General features: G+C 70.7%; 25 protein-coding genes. 14 read left to right on the top strand and 11 right to left on the bottom strand.

All coding sequences use genetic code 11. The annotated features are described in order from the left end of the window. Nucleotides 1-5: 5 nt before the first annotated feature. The 8 genes from MT347_RS09355 (at nt 6) to MT347_RS09320 (ending at nt 9,029) form a co-directional block, all read left to right on the top strand. On the top strand, nt 6-1,457 hold the full coding sequence (locus MT347_RS09355) for an FGGY family carbohydrate kinase (protein WP_243500390.1): 1,452 nt from the start codon (nt 6-8) through the stop codon (nt 1,455-1,457). 53 nt (nt 1,458-1,510) lie between these two features. Continuing rightward, on the top strand, nt 1,511-2,398 hold the full coding sequence (locus MT347_RS09350) for a hypothetical protein (RefSeq protein ID WP_243500388.1): 888 nt from the start codon (nt 1,511-1,513) through the stop codon (nt 2,396-2,398). A gap of 341 nt (nt 2,399-2,739) precedes the next feature. Further along, the gene (locus tag MT347_RS09345; protein ID WP_243500497.1) at nt 2,740-3,711 is read left to right on the top strand and encodes a LacI family DNA-binding transcriptional regulator; all 972 of its coding nucleotides are present in this window, start codon (nt 2,740-2,742) and stop codon (nt 3,709-3,711) included. Between the two features lie 262 nt (nt 3,712-3,973). Continuing rightward, the gene (locus MT347_RS09340) at nt 3,974-5,626 is read left to right on the top strand and encodes an alpha-amylase family protein (protein WP_243500386.1); all 1,653 of its coding nucleotides are present in this window, start codon (nt 3,974-3,976) and stop codon (nt 5,624-5,626) included. Between the two features lie 347 nt (nt 5,627-5,973). Then, on the top strand, nt 5,974-6,501 hold the full coding sequence (locus MT347_RS09335; RefSeq protein WP_243500384.1) for a hypothetical protein: 528 nt from the start codon (nt 5,974-5,976) through the stop codon (nt 6,499-6,501). A 22-nt stretch (nt 6,502-6,523) separates the two neighbouring features. After that, on the top strand, nt 6,524-6,985 hold the full coding sequence (locus tag MT347_RS09330) for a hypothetical protein (RefSeq protein WP_243500382.1): 462 nt from the start codon (nt 6,524-6,526) through the stop codon (nt 6,983-6,985). Next, nucleotides 6,979-7,905: a hypothetical protein gene (locus MT347_RS09325; protein WP_243500380.1), complete on the top strand. Its 927-nt coding sequence runs from the start codon at nt 6,979-6,981 to the stop codon at nt 7,903-7,905. The genes MT347_RS09330 and MT347_RS09325 overlap by 7 nt, the downstream gene beginning before the upstream one ends. Continuing rightward, complete coding sequence (locus MT347_RS09320) at nt 7,902-9,029, top strand: carboxylesterase (RefSeq protein WP_243500378.1); 1,128 nt, start codon at nt 7,902-7,904, stop codon at nt 9,027-9,029. Before MT347_RS09325 ends, MT347_RS09320 begins: the two co-directional genes overlap by 4 nt. A 202-nt stretch (nt 9,030-9,231) precedes the next feature. Here the strand turns inward: MT347_RS09320 and MT347_RS09315 are convergent, their stop codons facing one another. The 5 genes from MT347_RS09315 to MT347_RS09295 all read right to left on the bottom strand — a co-directional run bounded on the left by MT347_RS09315 (nt 9,232) and on the right by MT347_RS09295 (nt 14,666). Beyond that, nucleotides 9,232-10,695 (bottom strand): mannitol dehydrogenase family protein, encoded by a 1,464-nt coding sequence (locus MT347_RS09315; RefSeq protein ID WP_243500376.1) that lies wholly within the window; start codon nt 10,693-10,695, stop codon nt 9,232-9,234. Between the two features lie 363 nt (nt 10,696-11,058). Beyond that, on the bottom strand, nt 11,059-12,048 hold the full coding sequence (locus MT347_RS09310) for an ABC transporter substrate-binding protein (RefSeq protein ID WP_243500374.1): 990 nt from the start codon (nt 12,046-12,048) through the stop codon (nt 11,059-11,061). Nucleotides 12,049-12,112: 64 nt separating this feature from the next. After that, nucleotides 12,113-13,198: an ABC transporter permease gene (locus tag MT347_RS09305; RefSeq protein WP_243500372.1), complete on the bottom strand. Its 1,086-nt coding sequence runs from the start codon at nt 13,196-13,198 to the stop codon at nt 12,113-12,115. Next, entirely contained in the window at nt 13,195-13,971 is a 777-nt protein-coding gene (locus tag MT347_RS09300) for an ATP-binding cassette domain-containing protein (RefSeq protein WP_243500369.1), read from the bottom strand. The genes MT347_RS09305 and MT347_RS09300 overlap by 4 nt, the downstream gene beginning before the upstream one ends. Then, complete coding sequence (locus tag MT347_RS09295; protein ID WP_243500367.1) at nt 13,968-14,666, bottom strand: nucleoside/nucleotide kinase family protein; 699 nt, start codon at nt 14,664-14,666, stop codon at nt 13,968-13,970. Before MT347_RS09295 ends, MT347_RS09300 begins: the two co-directional genes overlap by 4 nt. Nucleotides 14,667-14,904: 238 nt before the next feature. On the opposite strand from MT347_RS09295, the gene MT347_RS09290 reads away from it, so the two are divergent. Further along, nucleotides 14,905-15,633, top strand: coding sequence for an SDR family oxidoreductase (locus MT347_RS09290; protein ID WP_243500365.1), 729 nt, complete (start codon nt 14,905-14,907; stop codon nt 15,631-15,633). A 528-nt stretch (nt 15,634-16,161) separates the two neighbouring features. Here the strand turns inward: MT347_RS09290 and MT347_RS09285 are convergent. Both MT347_RS09285 and MT347_RS09280 read right to left on the bottom strand, forming a co-directional pair. Further along, on the bottom strand, nt 16,162-17,409 hold the full coding sequence (locus MT347_RS09285) for a D-arabinono-1,4-lactone oxidase (protein ID WP_243500363.1): 1,248 nt from the start codon (nt 17,407-17,409) through the stop codon (nt 16,162-16,164). Nucleotides 17,410-17,584: 175 nt separating this feature from the next. After that, nucleotides 17,585-18,745: an ROK family transcriptional regulator gene (locus MT347_RS09280; protein WP_243500360.1), complete on the bottom strand. Its 1,161-nt coding sequence runs from the start codon at nt 18,743-18,745 to the stop codon at nt 17,585-17,587. A gap of 68 nt (nt 18,746-18,813) precedes the next feature. Here MT347_RS09280 and MT347_RS09275 point away from each other — a divergent pair, with 68 nt between their 5' ends. The 3 genes from MT347_RS09275 (at nt 18,814) to MT347_RS09265 (ending at nt 20,531) form a co-directional block, all read left to right on the top strand. After that, entirely contained in the window at nt 18,814-19,299 is a 486-nt protein-coding gene (locus tag MT347_RS09275; protein WP_243500358.1) for a glutathione peroxidase, read from the top strand. Between the two features lie 53 nt (nt 19,300-19,352). After that, nucleotides 19,353-19,550, top strand: a complete 198-nt coding sequence (locus MT347_RS09270; protein ID WP_243500355.1) for a hypothetical protein — start codon at nt 19,353-19,355, stop codon at nt 19,548-19,550. Between the two features lie 69 nt (nt 19,551-19,619). Then, nucleotides 19,620-20,531 carry a triacylglycerol lipase gene (locus MT347_RS09265; protein ID WP_243500353.1) on the top strand — a complete coding sequence of 304 codons (912 nt, stop codon included), beginning with the start codon at nt 19,620-19,622 and terminating at the stop codon, nt 20,529-20,531. A 10-nt stretch (nt 20,532-20,541) separates the two neighbouring features. Here MT347_RS09265 and MT347_RS09260 read toward each other — a convergent pair whose 3' ends face one another. Both MT347_RS09260 and MT347_RS09255 read right to left on the bottom strand, forming a co-directional pair. Continuing rightward, a complete protein-coding gene (locus tag MT347_RS09260; protein ID WP_243500351.1) occupies nt 20,542-20,955 on the bottom strand; it encodes a PIN domain-containing protein in 414 nt (137 codons plus the stop codon). After that, nucleotides 20,952-21,158 (bottom strand): type II toxin-antitoxin system VapB family antitoxin, encoded by a 207-nt coding sequence (locus MT347_RS09255; RefSeq protein ID WP_243500349.1) that lies wholly within the window; start codon nt 21,156-21,158, stop codon nt 20,952-20,954. The genes MT347_RS09260 and MT347_RS09255 overlap by 4 nt, the downstream gene beginning before the upstream one ends. A 152-nt stretch (nt 21,159-21,310) precedes the next feature. Between MT347_RS09255 and xylA the strand changes: the two genes are divergently transcribed. Together xylA and xylB are read left to right on the top strand one after the other, a co-directional pair. Further along, the gene (gene xylA, locus MT347_RS09250; RefSeq protein ID WP_243500347.1) at nt 21,311-22,498 is read left to right on the top strand and encodes a xylose isomerase; all 1,188 of its coding nucleotides are present in this window, start codon (nt 21,311-21,313) and stop codon (nt 22,496-22,498) included. A 279-nt stretch (nt 22,499-22,777) separates the two neighbouring features. After that, complete coding sequence (xylB, locus tag MT347_RS09245; RefSeq protein ID WP_243500345.1) at nt 22,778-24,169, top strand: xylulokinase; 1,392 nt, start codon at nt 22,778-22,780, stop codon at nt 24,167-24,169. Nucleotides 24,170-24,389: 220 nt separating this feature from the next. Here the strand turns inward: xylB and MT347_RS09240 are convergent, their stop codons facing one another. Continuing rightward, on the bottom strand, nt 24,390-24,989 hold the full coding sequence (locus tag MT347_RS09240) for a hypothetical protein (RefSeq protein ID WP_243500343.1): 600 nt from the start codon (nt 24,987-24,989) through the stop codon (nt 24,390-24,392). A gap of 76 nt (nt 24,990-25,065) precedes the next feature. After that, nucleotides 25,066-25,485, bottom strand: coding sequence for a hypothetical protein (locus MT347_RS09235; protein ID WP_243500341.1), 420 nt, complete (start codon nt 25,483-25,485; stop codon nt 25,066-25,068). Nucleotides 25,486-25,511 lie beyond the last annotated feature (26 nt).

Below are 25,511 nucleotides of genomic sequence, written 5' to 3'. Positions count from 1 at the left end.
CGCTCATGCGAGACACCGGTGACATGATCTTGGCCGATGCGCTCACGAACCCGACGGGGTCGAACACCGCGGCCGCGTCACGGCTCGGCGGGGCAGGGGCTCCCTCGCGTGCCGCATCGACCGGCCTGCACGCCGGGCTCGACCTCGGCAGCACCGCCATCAAGATGCTCGTCATCGACGACGACGGCACGGAGATCGCCGGCGCCCAGGTTCCCACCCCGTGGCGCGTCGGCGAGGGCGGCACCACCGACATCGCCGCCGCCGACCTGCTCCGGGCGGTCCGCACGCTCATCGATCTCGTGGATGCCGAGCTGGCACCGCGGACGAGCGAGCCGCTGACATCGTTCGCCGTCGCCGGCATGGGGGAGACCGGCATCCTGATCGACGCGAACGGCGCCGCCGCGGGCCCGGGCTTCGCCTGGTTCGACCCGCGCGGGCTCGAGCAGATCGCCGCCTTCCCCGCCGAGGTGCGCGAGGAATTCGCCGGCCGCACCGGTCTGCCGCTCGGCGCCCAGGTGAGCGTCGCCAAGCTCGCCTGGCTGCGCGACCAGGGCACCGACCTCGCCGGTCTCCGCTGGCTCGACCTGCCCGAGTTCGTCGTCGCGGCCCTCGGCGGCGATGTCGCGCTGGAGCTCTCCCTCGCCTCCCGCACCGGGCTCATCGACCAGGACTCCGGCGCCGCCTGGCCCGCCATGCTCGACGCGCTCGGCGTCGACGACGCCCTGCTCCCGCCGCTGCGCGGTGGCGGACTCGGCTGGGGTACGGCATCCGATGCCTTCGGGCCGCGCGTCGCGGGCGCCGCTCTCACCGTCGCCGGGCACGACCATCTCGTCGCCGCCCAGGCCAACGGGACCATGGATGCCGACAGCTACCACGTCTCGCTCGGCACCGCCGAGGTGCTGCTGCGCGTGCTGGACGCACCGCTGGGCTTCGCGGCCCGCCAGCGTCTGGCCGACGCCCTCATCAACGAAGTGCGCCACGTGGTCCCGGGAAAGCACGTGCTCGTCGCCGGGGTGAAGACCGGGCTGCTGCTGCGCCGCGCCCTGCACGCGGCGGGGATCAGCGACCGCGCCGGCCGCGACGCGCTGGATGCCGCCGTGATGGCGCTGCCGTTCGAGGGCGAGCTGCCCGCCGGCGCCATCGAGGTGACCGGTGCCCGCAACGACGACGGCGTGCTGCGCCTGACCCTGCACACCGAAGCCTCGCCGGCCGAGATCTTCGGCGCGGTGCTGCGCCACAGCAACGACGAGGTCGCCGCCCTCATCGCCGCGATGGACCGAGAAGTCGCGCCCGCGACCCGCTCCACGCTCACCGGCGGATGGGCGGGTATGGCGAGTGTCCGCCGCGCCCGCGCCGAGGTGCTGCCCGATGCGTCCCTGTCCACCCGCGAGCAGGACGTCGCGTTCGGAGCCGCCGACATGGCGCGGCGCCTCGTCTCGGCATCCGTCCCCTCCTGACCCCAGACCCCGCTCGGTCCAGCCGAGCGAACAGACCCCAGAGAAGAGAGATCATGAACGAACTCACCACCCTCGAGCGCCGCGCGCTCCAGTCGATCAGCACCGCCGACGGCCACATGCTCATCGTCGCCGCCGACCAGCGCAACGGCATGAAGGCCGCGATCAAGGACGCCCCCAACGGCTCCGACGCCATCTCGCGCGAAGAGCTCGCCGCCGTGAAGGCCGACCTCGTGCGCCACCTCGCCAACCACGCTCCCGCGATCCTGCTCGACCCCGAGGTCGCGCTGCCGCAGATCGTCGACGACGGCGTGCTCGACCGCGACACCGGGCTCGTCGTGGGCCTCGACGCCTCGGGCTTCGAGACCGTCGACGGTCTGAAGTACACGCGCTTCGTGCCCGGCGTGACGCCCCGTACGGTCCGCGACATGGGCGGCACCGTCGCGAAGATGCTCTACTACACGCGCCCCGACAAGCAGGATGCCGACTCCCGCGTCGCCCAGGAGATCCGCGACCTCGTCACCGCCTGCGAGGCCGAGGGCCTGCTGCTGATCGTCGAGCTGCTCACCTACCAGCTCGAAGACGAGAGCGACGAGGACTACAAAGCGAAGTTCGCCGACCTCGTCGTCGACGGCGCCGCCCTCGCCGTCGCGTGCGGCTCCAAGATCCTCAAGCTCCAGTACCCGGGCTCGGCCGAGGCCAGCGCCCGCGTGACCGAGGTCGCCCAGGGCGTGCCGTGGGCCGTGCTGTCGGCCGGTGTCGACCACGAGACCTTCATCGAGCAGGTGCGCACCGCTGTCGCGAACGGTGCCTCGGGCGCGATGGCCGGCCGGTCGCTGTGGAAGGACAGCCTCTCGATCGATGCCGGTCGCCGCGAGGAGCTGCTCTCGGGCCGCGCCCTGCCGCGCCTGCGCGAACTCGCCGACGCCGTCGACGGCCGCTGAGATGAGCTCGACCGCCCGGCGCCGGGTACGTCCATGACCGCGTCCGGCATCCGCCCGCGGGTGCACGCGGAGGACGGATGCCGCGGTGCCGGGCGGGCGGGCACATCCCCCACTCCGCGGCGGACGGATGACGCACGGGCGACCGTCGCGCGGGAGGCGGCGCTCGCGTTCGCCGGGGATCGGTGTCGGGCGCGGGCCGGCGGGCTGTCGACGCCCGTCGGAGCCCGGCGTCCGGCGGTCCTCCGCGCAGAGCGCGCGGCGGTGGCATCCCCTCCCCGGCGGATAGGGTTGCACGTCGAAGCCGCCACTCGCCCACATCCCGGAGGTGCCTCGTGACGACGATGCGCGACGTCGCCCAGCGCGCGGGTGTGAGTACGAAGACCGTCTCGCGGGTCTTCAACGACGACCCCCACGTGCTGCCCGACACCCGGGCGATCGTCGAGGCCGCGATGCGCGAGCTCAACTACGTGCCCAACGCCCTGGCGACCACGTTCCGCGCGGGTCGCGCCTCCGTCATCGGCGTGGCCGTGCCCGACGTCGTCGACCCCTTCTTCGCCGCCATCGCCCGCAGCGTCGAGGACACCGCGCGACGCCACGGCCTGTCCACCCTCGTCACGAGCCTCGGCGAGAACCCCGCCGACGAGCGGGCAGCCCTCGAATCGCTCCTGGGCCGCCAGCTCACCGGGCTCGTCATCGCCCCCGTCGGCACCGACCACTCGTGGCTCGAGCGGTGGCGCGGGCACACCCCCATCGTCTTCGTCGACCGCGCCCCCGCGGGGCTCACGACCGACACCTTCACCGAGAACGACGAGGCCGGCGCCCACCTCGCCACCGGCCACCTGCTCTCGCACGGGCACCGACGCATCGCCTACCTCGGCGATATGGTCCACCTCTCCACCGAGACCAAGCGCGTCGAGGGCTGGCGCCGAGCCCTCCGCGAAGCCGGGGTCGAGATCGACGAGCGTCTCGTGGCCTCGCAGGTGTCCGACCGCGAGTCCGCGGCATCCGCTCTCGAAACCCTCCGCGCGCTCGACGAACCGCCCACCGCGATCTTCTCGGCGAACGCCCGCTCGTCGATGGCGCTCGCGCACGTGCTGCGCGGCAACCCCTTGCCGTTCGTCGGCTTCGGCGACTTCCCCATGGCCGACACGCTCAGCCCCGCCGTCACCGTGATCGACCAGGACCCCCGCCGCATCGGCGCGCTCGCCGCCGAGCGGGTGTTCGCGCGGCTCGAACCCGACGCCGGTCTCGGCCTCGACGAGGTCACGGTCATCGACGTGTCGCTGGTCGAGCGGGAGTCCTGCCGCCTCTGACGCGCGGTCGAACCGTGCGTCCCGGTCCCTTCGACGGGCTCAGGGACCTCTGCTGCGGTGGGGCATGGGGTCAATCCCTCCGACGGGCTCAGGGACCTCTGTCGTGACGCACATCGTCCCGGCCGAGGCAAGAGCCCGCGCGCGATCAGGTGCGCCGGATAGAACGGAGGGGACCAGCCGCCACCGCTCCCGAGAAGAGGGCTCCGATGACGACCTTCCCGCACGCTCCGCGCCGCCGCGACGCCCCGACGGGGGTGACGGCATGAGGCTCACCGACACCAGCGACCTGTGGTGGAAGACCGCGGTCTTCTACAACCTCGACCTCAAGACCTACCTGGATGCCGATGACGACGGCGTCGGCGACCTGCGGGGCCTCGCGCAGCGGCTCGACCACCTGGCCGAGCTCGGCGTGACGTGTCTGTGGCTCGCCCCGTTCTATCCGTCGCCGCAGCGAGACAACGGCTACGACATCGAGGACTACTACGGCGTCGATCCGCGCTACGGCTCCCTCGGCGACATGGTCGAGGTGCTGCGCACGGCGCATGACCGCGGCATGCGTGTCATCGTCGACCTGGTGGTGAACCACACCTCGGACCAGCACCCATGGTTCCAGGAGGCGCGGAAGAGTCGCGACAGCCGTTACCGCCACTTCTACCAGTGGCGCGACGACGTGCCGGCGGATGCCCCGGCGAGCATGTTCCCCGACGTGGAGGACGGCGTCTGGTTCTTCGACGACACCGCCGGGCAGTACTACAAGCACTCGTTCTACCGGCACCAGCCCGACCTCGCCACCGACCACCCCGAGGTACGGGAAGAGATCGCCAAGGTCATCGGATTCTGGCTCGAGCTCGGGATCGACGGGTTCCGGGTGGATGCCGTGCCGTTCGTCATCGACGGGGACGACGGCCCCGAGCACGAGTTCCTGCGGGAGCTGCGCGGGTACGTCTCTCGGCGCAGCGGCCACGCGATGATGCTCGGCGAGGTGAACCTGCCCTACGACGAGCAGATGCGCTTCTTCGGCGACGCCGACGGCGACGAGCTCACGATGCAGTTCGACTTCGTCGCCAACCAGCGTCTGTACCTGTCCCTCGCGCGACACGACGTCACGCCGCTGCGCGAGGCGCTCGAATCACGGCCCGAGATCGCCCGCGGCAACCAGTGGGGAAACTTCGTCCGCAACCACGACGAACTGACCCTCGACCAGCTCAGCGAGGCCGAGCGCGACGAGGTGTTCGACGCCTTCGCGCCCGAGGAGGGGCAGCGCATCCACGGGCGCGGGATCACCCGCCGCCTACCGTCGATGCTGGAGGGCGACCCGCGCCGCATCCGCATGGTCTACAGCCTCATCTTCTCGCTGCCGGGAGCTCCGGTGCTCTACTACGGCGAGGAGATCGGTATGGGCGAGAACCCCGAGATCGAGGGCAGCCGTGCCGCCGTCCGCACGCCGATGCAGTGGACGGGCGCACCGGATGCCGGCTTCTCGACGGCCGACGAGCTCATCGCCGACATCGTCCCGGGTGGCTTCGGCCCGCAGCACGTCAACGTGGCGCAGCAGCGGCACGATCCCGACTCGATGCTCCGCTTCGTGCAGAACCTCGTGCGTCACTACCGCGCCTCGCCCGAGATCGGGTGGGGGGAGTTCGGCATCCTGGAACAACCCCATACGTGCGTGCTCGCTCACTCCGTCACCAGCGAGCTCGGCATGTTCGTCGCGGCGCACAACTTCGCGCCCGACGGTCGCACGTTCCGCCTCGAGATCGACGGGGCGGATGCCGTGGGGTGGAGCGTCGTGAACCTGCTCGATGACGCCGTCGGGGCGGAGGAGCTGGGCAACGGAGGCTTCGAGGTGACGCTCGACGGCTATGGATATCGCTGGTGGCGTGTCATCCGGCCGGGGGAGCGACGGATCGCCTGAGCGGGCGACCGAGGCGGGTGGCGTCCGCGAGGGGCGAGCGCGACGCCCCCCAATGCCGCCGCGCCCGCCGGTGATGGCCGAGCGGCGGTGCGCCCGACCCGCGGGCGAGGGTCCCCCACGTCCACCTCGCCCGCGGTCTCGATCCATCCAAGCACAGGAAATCGTAAATAGCACCCTAACGAGTCGGTAATTACGACCATCCGTCGAGGCGGGTCGTCTACGATCGGAATGTGGGTCGCGGCGCCGTCGGACCACCCTCCCGGTACTCCCGTCGAGTGGTGGCGAATGTGGACCGCCTGCGGAGGGCGAGAGGGCTCACCGTCGGCGAGTTGCTTCAGCGCGCCGGGATGACGAAGAGCTACTACCAGTCCCGCGCCGGATTCTCGCTGCCCTACAACACCAACGACATCGAAGCCCTCGCCGCCGCCCTCGGCGTCACCCCCGAAGAGGTCGCGAGTCCCGAGGCGTCCGCGCGCATCGAGATCCGGGTTCCTGCTGCTCCCCTGGCCGCGCGCGTGCGCCGACTGGTCGAGAGCCACGCCGCCACCGAGGACGAACTCCTGCAGCACCTCGCCGACATCGATCCGTTCCTCGCTCGCGGTGCGAGCAGTCTCCTCTCCGCCGAGACCTCGACCGTCGTCCTCGACGAAGAGGTGCTGCGGCTCATCACGCACTGGGCCGACGTGCCCACCGAGTACCTCACCGACCACACCGACGAGGCGGTGACGGAGCGGACGGATGCCGAGCTCGACCTTCGCGAGGCCATGCGCGCCGCCGGGGCCAGCAGCATCCAGTTCCGCGCGCTCGGCCAGATGTCACCCGATGCCCTCCGCGCCATCGCCCATTCCCTGCGCAGCGGGCCGCCCGCGAGATGAGCGGCCGACGGGGGAGGCGGCCGTGACGGAGTCGGACGACATGAGGCGGCGCGTGCGGGCGCGCACGGATCGCGCCGTCGCCCGGGCGGGCATCGAGGTCGGCATGGCATTCGACGACGTCGTTCGCGCGGTCGAGAACGCCGTGGACATCCGTCTGCGCGTCGTCGAAGAAGCCGACACCCGGGGCTGGGGCACACTCACCGGCTTCGTCACGGTCTTCGCCGACCAGCGCACGGGCACCATCCACGTGCGCGCATCCGACCCGGCGCTCTACCGCCAATTCGCGGCGTCCCACGAACTCGGCCATCTGCTCGACGACGCGCACTGCAGCGGCGCCCCGCAGGAGCGATCCTCGGTATCGCCCTACGACGACCCGACGCTGAGCACGCCCGAGTTCGAGGCCGAACTGGTCGCCGAGCAGGTCGCCCACCGCATCGCCCGCGTGCTCTATGGCGCTCCACGTGTCGCGGAGTCGTCGTGGTGACCGTCATCCTGATCGATGCGGCGCTGGTCGGACTGCTGGTCGTCGTCGTCCTCCGCGCGCGTACGGCGTTGCGGTATCCGCGGGCGCGGATCGCCTGGCTGGGCGCCCTGGTCGGGGCGGTCGCGCTCCTCACGCAGGGCACGGTGATCCCGATCGCGCACTTCGACGGCGTGCTCGGCGGCACGAATGTGCTCAAGCTCGTGCAGAACGTGCTCACGATGGTGGCACTGTGGCTCGGCATCCAGGCGGGCACCGCCCCGGTCGCCGCGCGCGTGCACACGCTCCGATGGCGTTTCCCCGTGCTCCTCGGCATCCTGTTCGCCGTCGTCTTCTTCGTCGCCCTGCCCGAGCGCGGAGCGTCGTCCTTCCGCTTCGTCGAGGACGCGGCCGTGACCTCGACCGGCGCGTGGGTGTACGGCGTCGTGCACATGGCGGGGATCACTCTGGTGGGGGCTCTGCTCTTCCGCTCGGCGAGTGGCTCCCTTCCGGGAGTGCGGCCGTTCTTCCGCGTGGGCGCCGTGGGCATCGTGCTCGGATGCGTGAGCGAGATCATCGACCTCACGCTGACCCGGTTCCTCGGGTCGAACGTCGTGGTGGGCGCTCTGTTCGACCCGCTATTCTATCTGGGCGTCGTGGCGTTCGTCATCGGGATCCTGCGGGCCTCGCGCGCGTCGACGCGGATCCGTCGTCGAGGCGAGGAACTGCTGGCGCGACTCGGCGATCTGGCGCACGAACGTGGCATCCGGCGTGCGGCCGCGGTCGTGTCCGACGCGCCTCTCGACAGCCGACTCCACGCGCTGCGGGTCGCGGTCGAAGACGCCGCGATCGCCGCCTCGTCGCCGTTGACCGCCGAGCAGCGAGAGTTGCTCGACGACGTCGACGCTCACCTCACTCGACAGGCCACGGGAGTGCGCGCATGATCCGTTCCCTCGTCGTGGGTGCCGGTGTGGCCGCCGCCACCGTCGCGATCGCCCACACCGCCCTCGCCGGGTACGTCGCCCGCAGGCTGGTCGCCCCCCGGGCGCCGAAGGCGTTCGCGCCGGTGTTCATCGAGGGCGATACGGTGTCGGTGCCGGTGATCGACGACAGTCGCGAGCCCGGCGTCTACGGGCTGCGTTTCGACGACGGCTCGCACCTGCCCGTCGGCGACATCGTGCGGTTCGATCGAGACCGCGTCATCCGTGAGATCCTCGACCGGCCGGAGGGGCTGGACGACGGCGAGGCGATGGCCGCGTGGACCTCGCAGAACATCGGCGCCCCTGAAGACGTCGGCCCCACCCGTCACGTCGCCGTTCCGCTTCGTCGCGGCGGCACCGCCGAGGCGTGGGAGATCGGCGACCGCGAACGGGCGGAGGGGCGCTGGACGATCCACGTACACGGTCTGCGCTCCAGCCGCAACGGCGCTCTTCGATCGGCGCCGGCGACGACGGATGCCGGCTGGATGTCGCTGGTGGTGTCGTACGCGGGCGACGAGGAATGCGCGCCCGCCGACGCCCTTCCCTCGAGCTTGGGGACTCGCGAGTGGCGCGACGTCGACGACGCGATCTCCTACGCGATTTCGCGCGGTGCGCGCGAGATCGTCCTGGTCGCGTGGTCGATGGGCGGGACGATCGCGATGCTCGTGCTCGAGGAGTCCCCGCACGCCGGCACGGTGACCGGGGTGGTGCTGATCGCCCCCGCGCTGGATTGGACGCGCGTCGTCGAGAACGCCGTCGCCGGCGCGCACCTTCCGCGCTCGGTCGCCGCCGCGGCCATGCGCGTCCTCGGCAGCCCCGTCGGCGCGAGCGCTCTCGGACTCATCGAGGCGGTGGATGCCCGCGCCCTCAGATGGGTGGGGGCGGAGCGCCCCGGGCCGCGCATCCCGACGCTCATCCTGCACAGCCGCCTCGATCCCGTGGTGCCGTTCTCCGGTTCGGTGGCATACGTCGAACGGCATCCGGATGCCGAACTGGTGGCGTTCGACGCGACCGGCCATTGCAACGAGGCCAATCAAGAACCTGAGCGTTTCCATGACGCGATCGCCGGGTTCCTGCGGTCCCTCTGAAAGACGCGGCGGCGTTTTCGAGCGCCGCCGGCGGTCACTGTCGAAGGGGCCCTCCGCGTGGGGCTGCGGCAAAGGTCTCCGAGCGTGCCCTCGTGGGGCGGCGGCGGTGGAGGTCCCTGAGCCCGTCGAAGGGACCGGGCATTCTTCTGTGCCGGAGGCTGAACGGGCTCCGCAACCCGGATCCTCGCCCGCGGCCGGGACCCTAAGCGCCGAGGACCTCGGCGATCGCACCCCGTGCCCCGCGCTCGGCCAGCGAGGCGCGTGCGGCGAGATACGCCTCGCGCAGGCGCGCGTTCTGCCCGAGGTCGCCGAACACGGGCGCGTAGTCGAGCAGAGACCCGGGGTCCGCAGCCACGGTCGCGCGCAGCTCGTCGAGGCGGCTGTCGACGGCAGGGGTCTCCTCGCCGTTCTCGGTGCGACCTTCCAGGAAGACGCTCCACGCCGCCAGGACGAGGGCGGCGTGGTCGATGCGCCCACCCGCGGCGAGCTGCTCACGCACGACGGGCAGCAAGAACTTAGGGAGGCGATCGGAGCCGTCGACGACCTGTCGCGCGAGCGTGTCGCGGATGGCCTCACTGCCGAACCGCTCGATGAGCTGGTCGCAGTAGGCGTCGAGATCGATCCCGGGCACCGGACGCAGCGTCGGGATCGCCTCCTCGTGCATGTACCCCTGCAGGAAGTCCACGAACAGCGGGTCGGTGCACACCTCGTGCACGTACTCGGCGCCCGAGAGGATCCCGAGGTAGCTCATCGCCTGGTGCGAGGCGTTGAGCAGGCGCAGCTTCATCAGCTCGTACGGCTCGACATCGGCGACGAGTTGCACGCCGACCTCGTCGAAGGGCGGGCGGCCCGCGGGGAAGGCGTCTTCGAGCACCCACTGCTCGAACGATTCCGAGCGCACGGGCCAGCGATCGTGGATGCCGAACTGCTCCGCGATCGCCGCTCGGGTCTCGTCGGTGGTGACGGGGGTGATGCGGTCGACCATGGAGTTCGGGAAGGCCACGTTCTCGGTGATCCAACCGGCCAGCTCAGGGTCGCGGCGCTCGGCGAAGCCCAGCAGGGCGGCGCGGGCGACGTGGCCGTTGCCCTGGATGTTGTCGCAGGACATGACGGTGAAGGCGGGGACGCCGGCATCCCGTCGTCGACGGAGGGCTTCGGTGAGCAGCCCCATGACGCTGCGTGGGGAGGCGGAGCCGTCGAGATCGGCCAGGGTGAGTTCGTCGCGCGGGGCGTAGGCGCCGGTCGCGTCATCGATGCCGTAGCCGCCCTCGGTGATGGTGAGCGAGACGATCGCGGTGTCGGGGTCGACGAGTTTGGCGATGACGGCCTCGGGGTCGTCGGGGGCGAAGAGGTACTGAACGATCGAGCCGACCACGCGGGCTGTGGAGGAGCCGTCGGGGGCGGTGGTCACCAGCGTGTAGAGGTCGTCTTGCGCGGCAAGGGCATCGCGCATCGGGGCGTCGAATGACAGCACCCCTACTCCGCACAGACCCCAGTCGGTGTGCCCGGCCTCGAGCAGGCGGTCGAGGTACATGGCCTCGTGCGCGCGGTGGAACCCGCCGACGCCGAAGTGCACGATCCGCGAGCGCACGGCGGAACGGTCGTAGGTCGGCACGGAGACGTTCGCCGCGAGCGAGGGGAGGGCAGCGGCGGTGAGGTCGGTCATGCGGGTCTCCGTGGGGTGGGGCGGTCGAGGTGGGGGGCCTTCGGTGGACGCAGGGCCCAGGTCGCGGCGCGCGGTGCGGTCCGCGGGGGTTGCTCGGGGGTTGGGGCGTGTTCTGCTGTCCGGGGCGTGGGTTTTCCGCCCCGGATGGCGGATTCCGCCCCGAACCAGGACGAGGGTGGATGCCGGGATGCGGGCGTGGGCGCGGGGTCCCGGAACCCGGGGGTGTTGGTCGGGGTTTGGGGGCGTGTTCCGCCGTTCGGGGCGTGAGTTTCCGGCCCCGAACCGCGGATTCCGCCCCGAACCGGGAAAGGCCGGGTGGATGCCGGGACCTCCGCGCGTGCGCGGGGTCCCGGCATCCGGGGTTCAGCAGGACGACTTGTAGACGGCGTCGGCGCCGTCGGTGGCGATGTTGTCCTTGGTGAGGATGGTGAATCCGGTCTGGATCTTCTCCTCGGTGGCTTCACCCTTGAGTGCGGCGATGGCCTGCTTGACGCCGTCGGAGCCGATGGTGGCGGGCTCTTGGGCGACGAGGGCTTGGACGGTGCCGGCTTCGAGGGCTTTCACCTGGGCGGGGCCGGCGTCGAAGCCGACGATGGTGACGGAGCCCTGCTTGCCGGCCTGCTGGACGCCGGTGGCGGAGCCTTCGGCGGCGAACAGGTTGGCGGCGAAGATACCGACGATGTCGGGGTCCTTCTGCAGCGCGGCGGTCACGATCTCCGCGGCGGTGGAGGGCTCGTTGTGGGAGTACTGCACCCCGACGGACTCGAACTTCGAATCCTTCGCGACGGCGTCTTCGAAGCCGCTCGCGCGGGCGTCGGTGGTGGACACGCCGGGGTCGGTGGACACGACGAGGACCTTGCCGCCGTTGGGGTTGGCTTCCTGGATGGCTTCGAAGGCTGCCGCTCCGCCGCCTTCGTTGTCGGAGGAGATCTGCGACACCGCGCCGGAGGGGTCTTCCAGGGTGGTGTCGACGAGGACGACCTTGATCCCCGCAGCCTCCGCCGCTGCGATCGGCGCCTGCATGGCCGAGACGTCGGTGGGGGCGATGAGCAGCGCGTCCGGCTGGGAGGCGACGATGGCGTCGACGATGGGCTTTTGAAGGGTGGGGTCGAACTTCTCGGGGCCCTGGGTGGTGACGGTGGCGCCTTCTTTTTCTGCTTCGGCTTCGATGCCGCACTGCATGGAGATATAGAACTCATCCCCGGCGACACCCTGCACGAACGCGATCTTGTACCCGTCCTCGGCGCCGCCCGAGGCCCCACCGGAGGCTGCGCCACCGGAGCAGCCCGCGAGGGTCAGGGTCGCTGCCATGCCGAAGACCGTCAGTGCGGTCGCCTTGTTATTCCACTTCATTGTGATCACCGTTCTTGTGTGTCGGGTTCTGGGTAAGGGGTAGAGGAATGGATGCCGCCGCGGCTCAGCCGCGCCGACCTCTGCTGAGGAACTTGCGCCAGAGGCCCTGGCTGTTACCGCGAGTCGCGGCGGTGCGGCGTACCTGGTCGACGTAGACGGCGGTGATCAGCACCGCGCCCACCGCGACCTGCTGCCAGAACGGCTGGACGCCGGTGATGACGAAGCCGTTCTGCAGAACCGCCGGAATGAAGAGGCCGACGACCGTGCCCATGATCGTGCCGACGCCACCGAAGAGGGACGTTCCGCCGATCACGACCGCGGCGATGACGTTCAGGTTCGTCTGGGTCTGCCCAGCGATGGCGGTGGTGGAGAACTGCGAGAGCGACAGGATGCCACCGAGCCCGGCCAGAGCACCCGAGATCGTGTAGATCTTGATGAGCTGCGCGTCGACCTTCACGCCGACCCGGCGGGCCGCGATCTCGCTCGATCCGACGGCCAGCGTGTACAGGCCGAAGCGCGTGTAGTGCAGCACGATCGCGCCGATGACGACCACGACCAGCGCGATGACGCTGATGATCGGGACGGAGCCGAAGACGTTGCCGTACCCGATCGAGACCGTGAGGACGGTGGGGACGTCGCGGACGTCGACACCGCCGGTGAGGATCTGCGCCAGCCCGAGGGCCATGCCGAGCGAGCCCAGCGTCACGATCAGCGGCGGGATCTTCGCCTTCGCGATGAGGAAGCCGTTCAGAAGTCCCCAACAGACACCGCTCAGGATGGCGACGATGATGCCGACGATGGCCACGCCCCAGCCTTCGCCGCCCATCGCTCGCATCACGAGCGCGGCGACGACGCCGGAGAAGACGAGGACGGAACCCACCGAGAGGTCGATGCCGGCGGTGATGATCACGTACGTCATGCCGACGGCGAGGACGGCCAGGATCGAGGCGTTCTGGATGATGAGGCGGAAGTTCGACCACTGGGCGAACGACTCGGGGGCCAGGATGCTGAACACGATGATGATCGCCAGCAGCACCAGGAGGATCTGGAACGCCTGGGTGCGCAGCACGGCCACGAACGGGTTGGCCTTTTTGTTGTCGTCGAAGGTGCCGATGGCGACGGTTTCGGTGGGGGGTGTGGTGGTGCTCATTTCTGGTCGTCCTTCGTGACGGCGCCGGTCATGAGCCCGACGAGTTCTTCCATGGAGGTCTGCTTGGCGTCGATGTTCGCCACCCGGGTCCCCAGGCGCAGCACCTGGATGCGGTCGCACACGTCCATGACGTGCGGCATCGAGTGGGAGATGAGAACGACGGCGATGCCTTTGTCCCGCACCCGGCGGATCGTCTCGAGGACGTTCTTGGTCTGACGCACCCCGAGGGCGGCGGTGGGTTCGTCGAGGAACACCAGGCGTCCGGCCCAGTGCACGGCGCGGGCGATCGCGATCGCCTGCCGCTGCCCACCCGACATCTCCCCCACCGGCGACGTCAACGAACGCACGGTCGCGCCGAGCTCGTCGAACGCCGCACGGGAGGCGACGGCCATGTCCTTGGTCTTCATGAACCCCAGCGCCCCGGCAAGGCCCGGGCGGCGGATCTCCCGACCCAGGTACATGTTCTGCACCGGGTCCAGGTGGGGGGCGAGGGCGAGGTCCTGGTACACCGTCTCGATACCGAGGGCGGACGCGACCTGCGGGTTGGACATCTCGATCGGGTTGCCGTCGAAGAGGATCTCTCCCTCATCGATGGCGAGGTTGCCGGACAGGGCCTTCACGAGGGTCGACTTGCCGGCGCCGTTGTCGCCGATGAGGGCGGTGACTTCGCCGGGGTAGACCTCGAAGTCGACGTTGTTGAGGGCGCGGACGTGTCCGAACTGACGGGACAGACCCCGCGCCTGCAGCACGGGCACGGTCGTGGTGGTGCTCATGAAGCAGCTCCTTCGTGGTGGCCGAGAACCCCGGCGGGGGCCTCGGAGACGGTGACGACGAGGTGGGCGCGGTGGCGTCCGCGCTCGACGATGGCGGCGTTGGCCTCGTCGACGTCGCGAACCCACGCGACGGCCTCGTCGTGGGGGTGGTCGTGGGAGAGGCGGCGTGTCAGGAGCCGCTCACGACGATCGGCGGCGTCGACGTCGAGGAACCAGACCTCGTCGAGACGGGATGCCACGGCATCCCACCCGAACCGGTCGTGCAGCAGGTAGTTGCCCTCGGTGATGACGAGGGGTACGTCGGCGGGCACGAGCACCGCCGAGCCGATGGACTCCTCGAGGCTGCGGTCGAAGCGGGGCGCGTAGACGGTGCGACCGGCGCGGATGCGGTCGAGGAGGGCGATGTACCCCTCGACGTCGAAGGTGTCGGGTGCGCCCTTGCGCTCGCGACGACCGAGGCGCACGAGCTCCTCGTTGGCCAGGTGGAAGCCGTCCATGCCGACGAGGATCGCGTCGTCGCCGAGGGCGGAGAGCAGAGCATCGCTCACGGTGGACTTGCCCGCTCCGGGGGTGCCGGCGATACCCAGCACGCGACGCTCACCGGTGGCGGCGAGGGCGCGGGCACGGTCGACGAGGTCGACGATGCGCGCGGTCGCTGCGACCGGGGTCGCGGCGGTCTCCGAGGTGTGGGTCACGGCTGTGTGGGTCCTTCCGGGCGGCGTCGCACATCGGGGGTGCTGCGTCGGCGAAGCGGGTTTCCGGCGGGGTGCACCGGTCGAACTTTGGTTACGGTACGGCCACCATGTCACCGGTGTCAACACCCGTGATCAATTCGTCATGACACCGAAGTCATCCGCGTGATTCTGTGGTTATAGTGGGCCGCGACGACACCGCCGTCGTCCTTGCCCTCCGGACCCGCGAAAGAGCCATCCCATGACCGCACTCACCGACCGCACCATCCTCGTCACCGGCGCCGGCGGCGGCATCGGAGGCGCGACCGTGCGCCACCTCGTCGCCGCGGGCGCAACCGTCTTGGCCGCTGGCCGCACGGCCGACAGCGTGGCCGCCATCGCCGCAGAGACCGGTGCTGAGGCGGTCGTCTTCGACCTCGAGTCCGAGGACGAGATCCGCGCCGCGATCGAGGGCCGCGACCTCTACGGCGTCGTCAACTGCGGAGGCTGGGGTGGCGAGATCGCGACCCCCATGGAGACCGACATCGACGTGTTCGACAAGGTCATGAGCATCAACGCCCGCGGCTCGCTGCTGGTCACCAAGTACGCGTCGCGCGAGATGATCCGCGTCGGCAAGGGCGGCGCCATCGTCAACGTCTCGAGCCAGGCCAGCCTCGTCGCCCTCACCGGCCACATCTCGTACGGCTCCTCCAAGGCCGCGCTCGACAACATCACGCGCGTGTCGGCCCTCGAACTGGGCGGATACGGCATCCGCGTCAACAGCGTCAACCCGACCGTCGTCATGACGCCGATGTCGGCCTGGTACTGGGGTCGCCCCGACATCGAAGGGCCCTTCCTCGAGGCCATGCCCCTGCACAAGTGGGCGACCGAGGACGACATCGCCGCCCCCATCGTCTTCCTGCTCAGCGACGGCGCCGGCATGATCTCGGGCGTTTCGCTGCCGATCGACGGCGGCTACTCCAGCCGCTGATCCCGGATGCCGCGAGACGGCGCCGCGGTGGGCGGCGCCGTTTCGCGGTCGCGGGGTGCTGCGTATCGTCAGTGATTCGCGCCAGGTCGGTGGCACTCGGCGCCGGACGGCTGAGATTATGCGAATCGCTGACTCTGTGACGCGGCGACGCGGATGATGCGGTGGGCGCGGGCGGTGCGGTGGTTGCTGCGTATCGTCAGTGATTCGCGTCAGGTCGGTGGCACTCGGCGCCGGACGGCTGAGATTATGCGAATCGCTGACTCTGTGACGCGGCGACGCGGATGATGCGGTGGGCGCGGGCGGTGCGGTGGTTGCTGCGTATCGTCAGTGATTCGCGTCAGGTCGGTGGCATTCGGTGCCGGACGGCTGAGGGTGTGCGAATCGCTGACTTCGTGACGCGGCGCCGCGGATGATGCGGTGGGCTCACTTCGTGTGCCAGTCGCCCGCGCGCAACCTGTGGTACCGCTGCCGATCCCTCGGGCGTGCCCGAGCCCCTGGCCGGCCGCGACGGCACCGCGGGCGAGCGGACTACAGGCCTGGCGTTCGCCGCAGGAAGTCGTTGCGGAAGACGCCGCGCGGGTCGGCCTCGCGTGCGGCGGCGAGGAAATCATCGACCCGGGTGAGGCTCGCCCGCACGGCCCGGCCGGACATGGTGAAGGCCTTGCCCCAGTGGGGCCGCACCTCGAACGCCGTCAGAGCGGCCTCGATGCTCGGCAGCACCGCGAGCACCCCGTCGGTGTCATTGCGCCACGTGAAGTGAATGGCCAGTACGTCGCGCTGGTACGCCGGACTCAGCCACAGTTCATCGGCGGCGACGGTGCGCAACTCGCTCACCAGCAGCTGAGCATCGAACGCGGGGGCGACGGCTTTCACCGCGGCGAGGGCCTCGCGCGTCGACTCCAGCGGAACGAAGTACTCGGTCTGGATCTCGTCGCCGTCGCTGGGGAGCGCGTCGGCGCGGAAGTGCGGCAGCCGCGTGTGCCAGGGGCCGGTCGTGCCCCTCGGAGTCGTGTTGTCGACGGTGCGGATGCGCCCCAGATGGATGTCGTCGCCGACGGGACGCCCGCCCAGCTCTTCGACCCAGTCGGGCGCGCCGTCGTCGCTCTTCGCCCACACCAGGTCGTGCGCGGGGTCGCCCCAGGTGGTGAACACGCTGACGCTGCGCGACCCGCCGAACACCCGCTCGGGGTCACCCGCGATGTCGTCCCACGCGACGCCCGTGTACGCCTGCTGCGTCACCTCGTACGTCGGTTCGGTCTGCAGCTCGACGGCGGTGACGACACCGAGGGCGCCGAGGCTGAGAGCGGCGGCGCCGAACCACTCGTGCGCCTGATCGATGCGGTGCGTGCGGCCGTCGGCATCCATGATCTCGACGGCGCGGATGGCGCTCGACAGGTTGCCGTTCCGCACGCCGGAGCCATGCGTGCCGGTGGCGGTGGCGCCGGCGACCGAGATGTGGGGGAGCGAGCCCAGGTTGTGCAGCGCGCGCCCCTCGGCCTCGATCACGGGCGCGAGCTGGGCGAACGTGACGAGCCCCTCGACGCGGACGCGATCGTCGATCACCTCGACGCGTGTCGGCAGACGCTCCAGCGAGACGAGTGCCGCGTCGGAGTCGGCGACGTCGTTGAACGTGTGGCGGGTCGCCTGCACGCGGAGGGAGCGGGCGGATGCCACGACCTCGGCGAGCTCACCGAGATCGCCCGGGAGCAGCACCTCGGTGGCGCGGTAGCGATGGTTGCCCGACCAAGTGGTTCCGGCGTCGCGTCTGGGGATCACGTTCCCATCCTGCCTCCAACCTCCGACATCGGGGTCGCCGCCGTCCGCCGCCGTTCGCCATCGCCTCGTCGCGGCGGAGGACATTCTGGGAGGGGAGGATGCGGTGGCGGTGGGTCCCCTCCGCTCCCGGGATATCCTCCCGCCACGGTGGTCGTCGATTCCCGCCGCTGCGGACTCAGCGAGCAGGGAACAGCTGCGCCTCGAACACCGCCTCGGCGGCGCCCACGAGCAGGCGGTCCTCGCCCAGCTCGGCGACGGCGAGGCGCAGGCCCTCGGCGCAGGCCGGCATGGTCTGCGCGCGCACCGCGACGTCGAGGCCCGGAAGATCGCGGGCGGCGAGGACGGCGAGGAAGCCCCCCAGCACGATCACCGCGGGGTTCAGCACGTTCGCGGCGTTCGCCAACGCCGTCGTGAGGATGCGCCGCTGCCTGTCGACTTCAGCGTGCGCCGCCGGGTCGGAGGTGGATGCCAGCGCGGCGGCCAGGACCGCGTCGTCGCCGCCGTCGAGGCCCACGGCCGACAGCAGCAGCGCGCGGCTCACCTCGTCTTCGAGCACCCCGCCGCTGGCCCGCCGGTCGGCCGCGTCGACGATGCCGGGGCGATTCTGTCCGAACTCCCCGGCATAGCCGCCGGCACCGCCGAGAGGGACGCCGCCGACGATCACGGCGCCGCCGATGCCGCTCGCGCCGCCGTTGAGGTAGACGACGTCGTGCGCGCCGCGCGCCGCCCCGAAGAGATACTCGGCCAGAGCGCCGAGGGCCGCGTCGTTGCCGACGTGGGCGGTGAGGGTCGTGGCATCCGTCATCAGCTCCGAGAGCGGAGCGTCACGCCACTGCAGGTGGGGCGCTTCGCGGACGAGCCCGTCGGACGCACGCACCGGGCCGGGTACGGCCACGCCCACACCGACGATCCGGCTGTCGGTGAGCGCTCCGCGCCGCCAGCCTGCGAGGGTCGCCTCGACCAGCTCGGCCGTGCGCTCGGGAGTCAGGAGGGATGTCTGCTCGAGGCGCCGGCGCGCGATGATCGTGCCGTCGAGGGTCACGGCGCCGATGTCGAGCGCGTCGACCTCGGGGTTGACCGCCACCGCGACGACCCGGGGGTCGGGCACCACGATGGGGGAGGGGCGACCGACGCGCCCCAGTGCCTCGGACGCGCGTTCGATCACGAGGCCCGCGCGGTGCAGTTCGCCCACGAGGTCCGCGATCGTCGAGCGGTTCAGCCCCGTCGCCTCGGTGAGGGCGGCGCGCGAACGCGGACCCTCGCGGTGCACGGTGCGCAGCACGAGCGAGAGGTTGGCGCGGCGCATGCCGTCGCCCCGACTCCCCGCGGTGACCATCCGACCACTGTGCCATGAGCCGCACGATTCCCACCCCGACCACAACCGGGCGGTGCCAGGATCGGAACATGGACCTCTCCGGCATCCCGATCACGACCATCCGCGGCGAAGAAACCACCTTCGGCGACCTGACCGCCGGTAAGGCGGCGCTCGTGGTCAACGTCGCCTCGCGCTGCGGCCTCGCGCCCCAGTACGAGGCACTCGAGGCGCTGCACAAGAAGTACGCCGACCGCGGGTTCACCGTGATCGGCTTTCCGAGCAACCAGTTCCTGCAGGAGCTCAGCGATGAGGACAAGATCGCCGAGTACTGCTCAGCGACGTGGGGCGTGACCTTCCCGATGTCGGAGAAGGTCAAGATCAACGGGCGCAGTGCCCACCCGTTGTACAAAGAGCTCACGACCACACCGGATGCCGAGGGCAAGACCGGTCGCATCTCGTGGAACTTCGAGAAGTTCGTCGTCGCCCCCGACGGCAGAGTGACGCGCTTCAGCCCCCGCACGCTCCCCGATGCCCCCGAGGTCGTCGCCGCGATCGAGGACGCCCTGCCCGGCTGAGCATCCCCCACGCGGGGGAGGTGCGACCCGACCGGTGCGCCTACGGTGAGGAGATGGCTCCCCAGAACTCCGATCGCTCGTCCGCGGTGAACCCGGTCGCGATCGGCATCGTCCTCGGTTTGCCGGCGGGCGTCGCCGTCGGGGTGTTCGGTTTCGACAATCTCGCCCTCGGTCTGCTGGTGGGCGCTGCTGCGGGTCTCACCATCGGGGTCGTCGTCGACACGCTCCTCCGGAGGCGTGCGGACCGGTGACGCGCCCGCGGCGGCGATGTCGCAGGGCTGCCCTATCCTGACCGGGACCCGTTCCGCGAAGGAGTTCCCGTGGCAGATGCCGTCGTCCTCGTTTCCGGCGGTGCCGCCGTCACGCCGTACACCGACCCCGATCGCGCTGCCGCATCGGGCTTGGCGGCGGGCAATACCCTCACCGCGCTCCGCGAGCACCTCCTCTCTGCCGGTCGGCCCGTCTTCACGGCGCCCGCTCGCCTCGGGCGGGGGACGGTCGAACGGGATGCCGGGTGGCAGGGCTTCGACGATGTGCCGCTGGTGCTGCCGACCGAGATGACCGTCAACTCCGTCGGTGCGATCGACGACGCCGGTGCGGCTCTCGTTTCCTTCCTGCGCTGGCTCTTCGAAGAGCACGCGGTGACCCGTGTCGACCTCGTCGGTCACTCGATGGGCGGGCTCTTCTCGCGGGCGGCGATCCGCGAGCTCGGCGTCGACGGGTCTCGCACCAACGGGCCCCTGATCGGCAGGCTCGTCACCGTCGGCACGCCGTGGGACGGAGCCGTCCTCGGCGACGCGGTCGTCGGCGACATCACGGATGCCGATTCCCACGGCGACCCGGCCACCTCGACGATCCTCGCGCAGGCGAAGGCCTATGCCCTGGCGAACTCCCAGGGCGCGGCCGAACAGGTGTCGCAACGGTACCTGCGCGGCTGGAATGCCGCTCAGGCCGGTGTGCTCGACGGCATCCCGGTCACTGCGATCGGCGCGGGGTATTTCGCCGCCGCGACCGAACCGGCGCTGCTCTGGCCGCACGACGGACTGGTATCGCTGCGCAGCGGCCGCGCCGACAACGTGCCCGCCGACGTCGTGCCGCGCATCGAGCGACACTCGTTCCCTGACGACGTGCACAGCATCTTCTTCGCCGATGCGTTCGGTCTGCCGTGGGAGCGCGCGCTCACCTGGGACCCCGCGGTGTTCGCGGTGGTGGACGACGCGCTCGGGCGCTGACGAGGCGGGATCAGAGCGTCGGCGCGACGTACTCGTGAGCGAGGTCGGTCACAGCGGCGATGTGATCGAAGTCGTGGTCTGCGCTGAGGATCGTCGCGTCGTTCGCGATCGCGTAGGCCGCGATCAGGATGTCGACGGCCCCGGCTGCCCGAACGAGACCGGCATTCCACAGCGCGGACTGGATGCCAACGGCGAGCGCCTCGTCGGGCGCACGCTCGAGCGGGAAACCGAGCGAGATCCGCTCGCGGTAGTGCTCGTGCTCCTGGGGCGTACGTGCGCTGTGACAGAACTCCAACACCTGAGGAGGGCACGTCACGAAGAGATCCGCCGGGGAACGAACGATCCGCTCGAGCCGCGTCCGGATGGCGGCGTCGCCCGACGCCAAACGAGCCCAGATCGAGTTGTCGACGAGATAGTCCGTCACGACGCGGGTGCGTCGACCGGGGAGTCCATCTCGGCTTCGAGGTCGGTGAGTCCCGCGATCCCGGCGATCATCGCGTCCTTCTGCTTCGACGCGATCAGGCGGCGCAGGGCGAGGTCGAGAACCGCACGGTTGGACGGCTCTCCGGTGAGGATGCGCGCGCGTTCGATGAGGCGCGGGTCGAGGTCGACGCTCGTGAGGGCCATGAGTGGCTCCCTTCGTTATATAGATCATTATATGCGAGGATTCCCATCCTGTGGGGGCTGGACGCCACGGCATGCGCCCTATATGTTGTGATCACCAACAAACCTGATGTGCGTCGCCGCGCACCCGCGCGTCTCCATGCAAAGGAGCAGGAATGCCCACCCCCACCCGCGATGACAAATTCTCGTTCGGACTCTGGACCGTCGGCTACAACGGCACCGACCCCTTCGGCGGGCCGACCCGGGAACCCCTCGACGTCGTCCACGTCGTCGAGAAGCTCGCCGAGCTGGGCGCCTATGGTCTGACCTTCCACGACGACGACCTCTTCGCCTTCGGCTCGACCGATGCTGAACGTCAGAAGCAGATCGACCGTCTGAAGGGCGTGATGAGCGACACCGGCATCATCACGCCGATGGTCACCACCAACCTCTTCTCGGCCCCCGTCTTCAAGGACGGCGGATTCACCTCCAACGACCGCCAAGTGCGCCGCTTCGCGCTGCGCAAGGTGCTGCGCAATCTCGACCTCGCCGCCGAGCTCGGCGCCCAGACGTTCGTGATGTGGGGCGGCCGCGAGGGCGCCGAGTACGACTCCGCGAAGGACATCCGTCAGGCGCTCGAGCGGTACCGCGAGGCCGTCAACCTTCTCGGCGACTACGTCACCGACAAGGGCTACGACATCCGCTTCGCGATCGAGCCCAAGCCCAACGAGCCCCGCGGCGACATCCTGCTGCCGACCCTCGGCCACGCGATCGCGTTCATCGACTCGCTCGAACGTCCCGAGCTCGTCGGGCTGAACCCCGAGGTCGGCCACGAGCAGATGGCGGGCCTAAACTTCGCCGCCGGCATCGCCCAGGCGCTGTACCACGGCAAGCTCTTCCACATCGACCTCAACGGTCAGCGCGGCATCAAGTACGACCAGGACCTCGTGTTCGGCCACGGTGACCTGCACAACGCCTTCGCGCTCGTCGATCTGCTCGAGAACGGCGGCCCCGGCGGCGTCCCCGCCTACAACGGCCCCCGCCACTTCGACTACAAGCCCTCGCGCACCGAGGACGAGACGGGCGTCTGGGACTCGGTCTCGGCCAACATGAACACCTACCTGCTGCTCAAGGAGCGCGCCGCGGCCTTCCGCGCCGACCCCGAGGTGCAGGAGGCGCTCGAGGCGGCGAAGGTCGCCGAACTCGCCCAGCCCACCCTCGACGAGGGCGAGTCGTACGACGACTTCCTCGCCGACCGCTCGGCCTACGAGGACTTCGACACCGACGCGTACCTCGGCGGTAAGGGCTTCGGCTTCGTGCGTCTTCAGCAGCTCGCCACCGAGCACCTGCTCGGCGCGCGCTGAGCATCACGGGCGCGGACGCCACGGCATCCGGGCCCACCCAGCCGTTCGCCGCGCGCGGCCGCGGATCGGGGCTGCGGCCGCAGCTGCGGCCGCGATCGCCCCGCACCGGTGCGCGAGAATCCTGAGTGAGTGTCCAGAACACCCGGACGGTTTTCGAAACCCTCCGGGTGTTCTGGACGCTCAACCTCGGAACACGGGCACCGGCACGCACGGGCGCCGCAAACCACACCACCACCGCGGAGCCGCGCCGAAGAGGGCCGGCCGACAGAAGGGCAGAGCATGGCGCTCGTCATGGGAGTCGATTCGTCGACGCAGTCGTGCAAGGTCGTCGTCGTCGACGCCGAGACCGGACGGGTGGTGCGCCAGGGGCGTGCGTCGCACCCCTCCGGTACGGAGGTCGACCCCGAGGCCTGGTGGAGCGCGCTCCAGGATGCCGTTGCCCAGGCCGGCGGCGTGGACGACGTCGCCGCGGTCTCGATCGCGGGTCAGCAGCACGGCATGGTCGTGCTGGATGCGGAGGGGAACGTCATCCGCGACGCCCTGCTATGGAACGACACCCGTTCCGCCGAGGCAGCGCGCGACCTCATTGACGAGATCGGCGCCCGCGCCTACGCCGAGCGCACCGGGGCGGTGCCGGTCGCATCGTTCACCGGCACGAAGCTCCGTTGGCTGCGGGATGCCGAACCCGACAACGCGGCTCGCGTCGCCGCCGTCGCACTGCCGCACGACTGGCTGACGTGGCGCCTGCGCGGGTTCGGGCCCGGCGACGCCGTGCTCGAGGAGCTCGTCACCGATCGATCCGATGCGTCGGGCACCGCCTACTGGGGCGCCGACGGGTACGACCTCGACCTGTTCCGCCGCGCGCTCGGGCACGACGCGGTGCTGCCTCGCGTGCTCGGGCCGTGGGAGAGCGCGGGGACGCTCCCCGGCGGCGCGCTGGTGGGTCCCGGGGCGGGCGACAACGCCGGGGCCGCTCTCGGGCTCGGCGCCGGCGTCGGCGACGTCGTGGTGTCGCTCGGCACCTCGGGCACGGTCTTCGCCGTCGCCGATGCCCCGACGCGCGACACCACCGGCACGGTCGCGGGGTTCGCGGATGCGACGGGGAAGTTCCTGCCGCTGGTCGCGACCCTCAACGCCGCCCGCGTGCTCGACGCCGCCGCCGGATTGCTCGGCGTCTCGCACGATGAGCTCGGCGCCCTCGCCCTCGACGCCGAGCCCGGAGCCGGCGGCGTCGTGCTCATTCCCTGGTTCGAGGGTGAACGCACCCCCAACCTCCCGCAGGCGCAGGCGTCGCTGACCGGGCTGACCCTGGCATCCACGAACCGTCCGAATCTCGCGCGTGCCGCGATCGAGGGGATGCTCAGCGGCTTGGCGGTCGGTCTCGACGCGATCCGAGCGCAGGGCGTCGAGGTGCGACGCATCCTGCTGATCGGTGGCGCCGCCGCCAACGAGGGCGTCGCGCGCATCGCCGCGCAGGTGTTCGACGCCGAGATCGTCGTGCCGGCCGCGGGCGAATACGTCGCCCTCGGGGCGGCGCGACAGGCGGCGGGAGTCCTCGCGGGAGGCCCTGTCGAGTGGATGGTCGCGACCACGCGTGCCGTCGAGTCCGACCATCGCCCCGCCGTCCGTGCGCGCTACGACGTCGTCGCCGCGTTGCGTGCGGCAGAGTAGACCTGGGGCCGTCGGCATCTTGTAAGGGGGATGCCGGCGGTCTCAGCCTCGCGGACTCGCGCCGCCCTCTCGCGCCACGGCATCCCGACCGGGCCGCGCGGCGTGCGGCGAGATCACGCCCGTTCGCCGAGATCACACGACGTTCGCGCGGACTGCGCGTCATCTCGTGAATCGGGCGTCATCTCGGCGCCGGCGAAGACGCGACCGGGGACCGACGCGATCAGAGCGGCGCGAACGAGGCCAGGGCCCGTCGGTACGACGCGTCGTCGTCGCGGTCGCCCTTCGTGACGAGCAGCCCGGTCGACCCGACCGAGCGGACGAACGTGCCCGAGCAGGCGAGGACGACGACCTTCTGCAGTCCCCGCCGCCAGGCGCCGGCGAGGCTCTCCACGGCCCGCCGCTCGGGCTGCGCCTCCCAATTCGGGGGCAGTGCTGAACGGATGGATGCGAACGAGCGTTCGTCCCACGCCCGGTACGACGGGTCATCGAACACCTCGTCGCCGAACTCGTCGCGCCACGAGGGCCCGGCCAGGAGCGCGAGCAGGGCCGGCCGTTCCCGTGCAGGTGTGTCCTGTCGCATGAGGCGGCCCATCGCCTCGGGGTCGTGCGGTCGTACCGCGTGCTCGACGACCGCCGTCCAGACCTCGGGCCACGCGGCGGTCCAGCGGGCGCGTTCGCTCTCGGTCAGTGACCGGGACGCGGCGGCGGGCGAGTCGAGCAGCGGAGGCGGCGCATCGCCCTCTACGGCGAGGTCGAACGCCTCTCGTACCCACAGCAGCTCGTTGACCATGGTCGGGCGATCGTCGGTCTCCATGGTCATGCCGTGGGGCCAGGGGTCGCCGGGGATCGGATGCGACGATCTCATCGCGTCGTGCGCCCGGATCGGATCGACGGGTTCACGGGCGCTCCACGAGGATGGCGTCCCCGACCCGCTCGGCGGACGCCGGATCGAGGTTCTGCGGTGCCGTGGCGAACTCCACGGTGGCGCCGTCGAGCAGGGTGCCCGACAGGCCACTTCGAGCGCAGAAGCCCGCCCAATCGCCCGCACCCGTCGCGTCGGCGATGATGCATTCCGATTCGTCTTCGCGCAGGGCCACCCAGTAGCGACCACCGACCGAGTCCTCACCGACGTAGCGGATCGAGCCGGCCACGTACCCGTCGTCGGGGACGTCATCCGGCAGCACGTCCTGATCGGTCTGCGCTCTGTCGAAGATCGGCGCGCGTCCCGGACTGCCGAGGGCGACCGGTCCCGCGGTGCACCCCGCGAGGACGGATGCCGCCACGGCGACGAGGGCGATCCGGACCGGGCGTCTCATCCGTCCACGCTAGGGCGATCACACCG

Origin of the sequence: Microbacterium sp. VKM Ac-2923, assembly GCF_022815605.1 — a bacterium.
In the GTDB taxonomy this organism is placed as follows: Bacteria; Actinomycetota; Actinomycetes; order Actinomycetales; family Microbacteriaceae; genus Microbacterium.
The sequence above is the reverse complement of the archived record's forward strand: the minus strand, read 5'-3'. Positions and strand labels throughout refer to the sequence as shown.

Bases quoted from the DNA above. Each gene is read 5' to 3' on its own strand.
- MT347_RS09305 (WP_243500372.1), bottom strand. From the start codon at position 13,198: ATGAGCACCACCACACCCCCCACCGAAACCGTCGCCATCGGCACCTTC.
- MT347_RS09275 (WP_243500358.1), top strand. From the start codon at position 18,814: ATGGACCTCTCCGGCATCCCGATCACGACCATCCGCGGCGAAGAAACC.
- MT347_RS09280 (WP_243500360.1), bottom strand. From the start codon at position 18,745: ATGGTCACCGCGGGGAGTCGGGGCGACGGCATGCGCCGCGCCAACCTC.
- MT347_RS09290 (WP_243500365.1), top strand. From the start codon at position 14,905: ATGACCGCACTCACCGACCGCACCATCCTCGTCACCGGCGCCGGCGGC.
- xylA (WP_243500347.1), top strand. From the start codon at position 21,311: ATGCCCACCCCCACCCGCGATGACAAATTCTCGTTCGGACTCTGGACC.
- MT347_RS09240 (WP_243500343.1), bottom strand. From the start codon at position 24,989: ATGACCATGGAGACCGACGATCGCCCGACCATGGTCAACGAGCTGCTG.
- MT347_RS09270 (WP_243500355.1), top strand. From the start codon at position 19,353: ATGGCTCCCCAGAACTCCGATCGCTCGTCCGCGGTGAACCCGGTCGCG.
- MT347_RS09235 (WP_243500341.1), bottom strand. From the start codon at position 25,485: ATGAGACGCCCGGTCCGGATCGCCCTCGTCGCCGTGGCGGCATCCGTC.
- MT347_RS09335 (WP_243500384.1), top strand. From the start codon at position 5,974: ATGACGAAGAGCTACTACCAGTCCCGCGCCGGATTCTCGCTGCCCTAC.
- xylB (WP_243500345.1), top strand. From the start codon at position 22,778: ATGGCGCTCGTCATGGGAGTCGATTCGTCGACGCAGTCGTGCAAGGTC.
- MT347_RS09300 (WP_243500369.1), bottom strand. From the start codon at position 13,971: ATGAGCACCACCACGACCGTGCCCGTGCTGCAGGCGCGGGGTCTGTCC.
- MT347_RS09255 (WP_243500349.1), bottom strand. From the start codon at position 21,158: ATGGCCCTCACGAGCGTCGACCTCGACCCGCGCCTCATCGAACGCGCG.
- MT347_RS09340 (WP_243500386.1), top strand. From the start codon at position 3,974: ATGAGGCTCACCGACACCAGCGACCTGTGGTGGAAGACCGCGGTCTTC.
- MT347_RS09310 (WP_243500374.1), bottom strand. From the start codon at position 12,048: ATGAAGTGGAATAACAAGGCGACCGCACTGACGGTCTTCGGCATGGCA.
- MT347_RS09315 (WP_243500376.1), bottom strand. From the start codon at position 10,695: ATGACCGACCTCACCGCCGCTGCCCTCCCCTCGCTCGCGGCGAACGTC.
- MT347_RS09355 (WP_243500390.1), top strand. From the start codon at position 6: ATGCGAGACACCGGTGACATGATCTTGGCCGATGCGCTCACGAACCCG.
- MT347_RS09320 (WP_243500378.1), top strand. From the start codon at position 7,902: ATGATCCGTTCCCTCGTCGTGGGTGCCGGTGTGGCCGCCGCCACCGTC.
- MT347_RS09350 (WP_243500388.1), top strand. From the start codon at position 1,511: ATGAACGAACTCACCACCCTCGAGCGCCGCGCGCTCCAGTCGATCAGC.
- MT347_RS09345 (WP_243500497.1), top strand. From the start codon at position 2,740: ATGCGCGACGTCGCCCAGCGCGCGGGTGTGAGTACGAAGACCGTCTCG.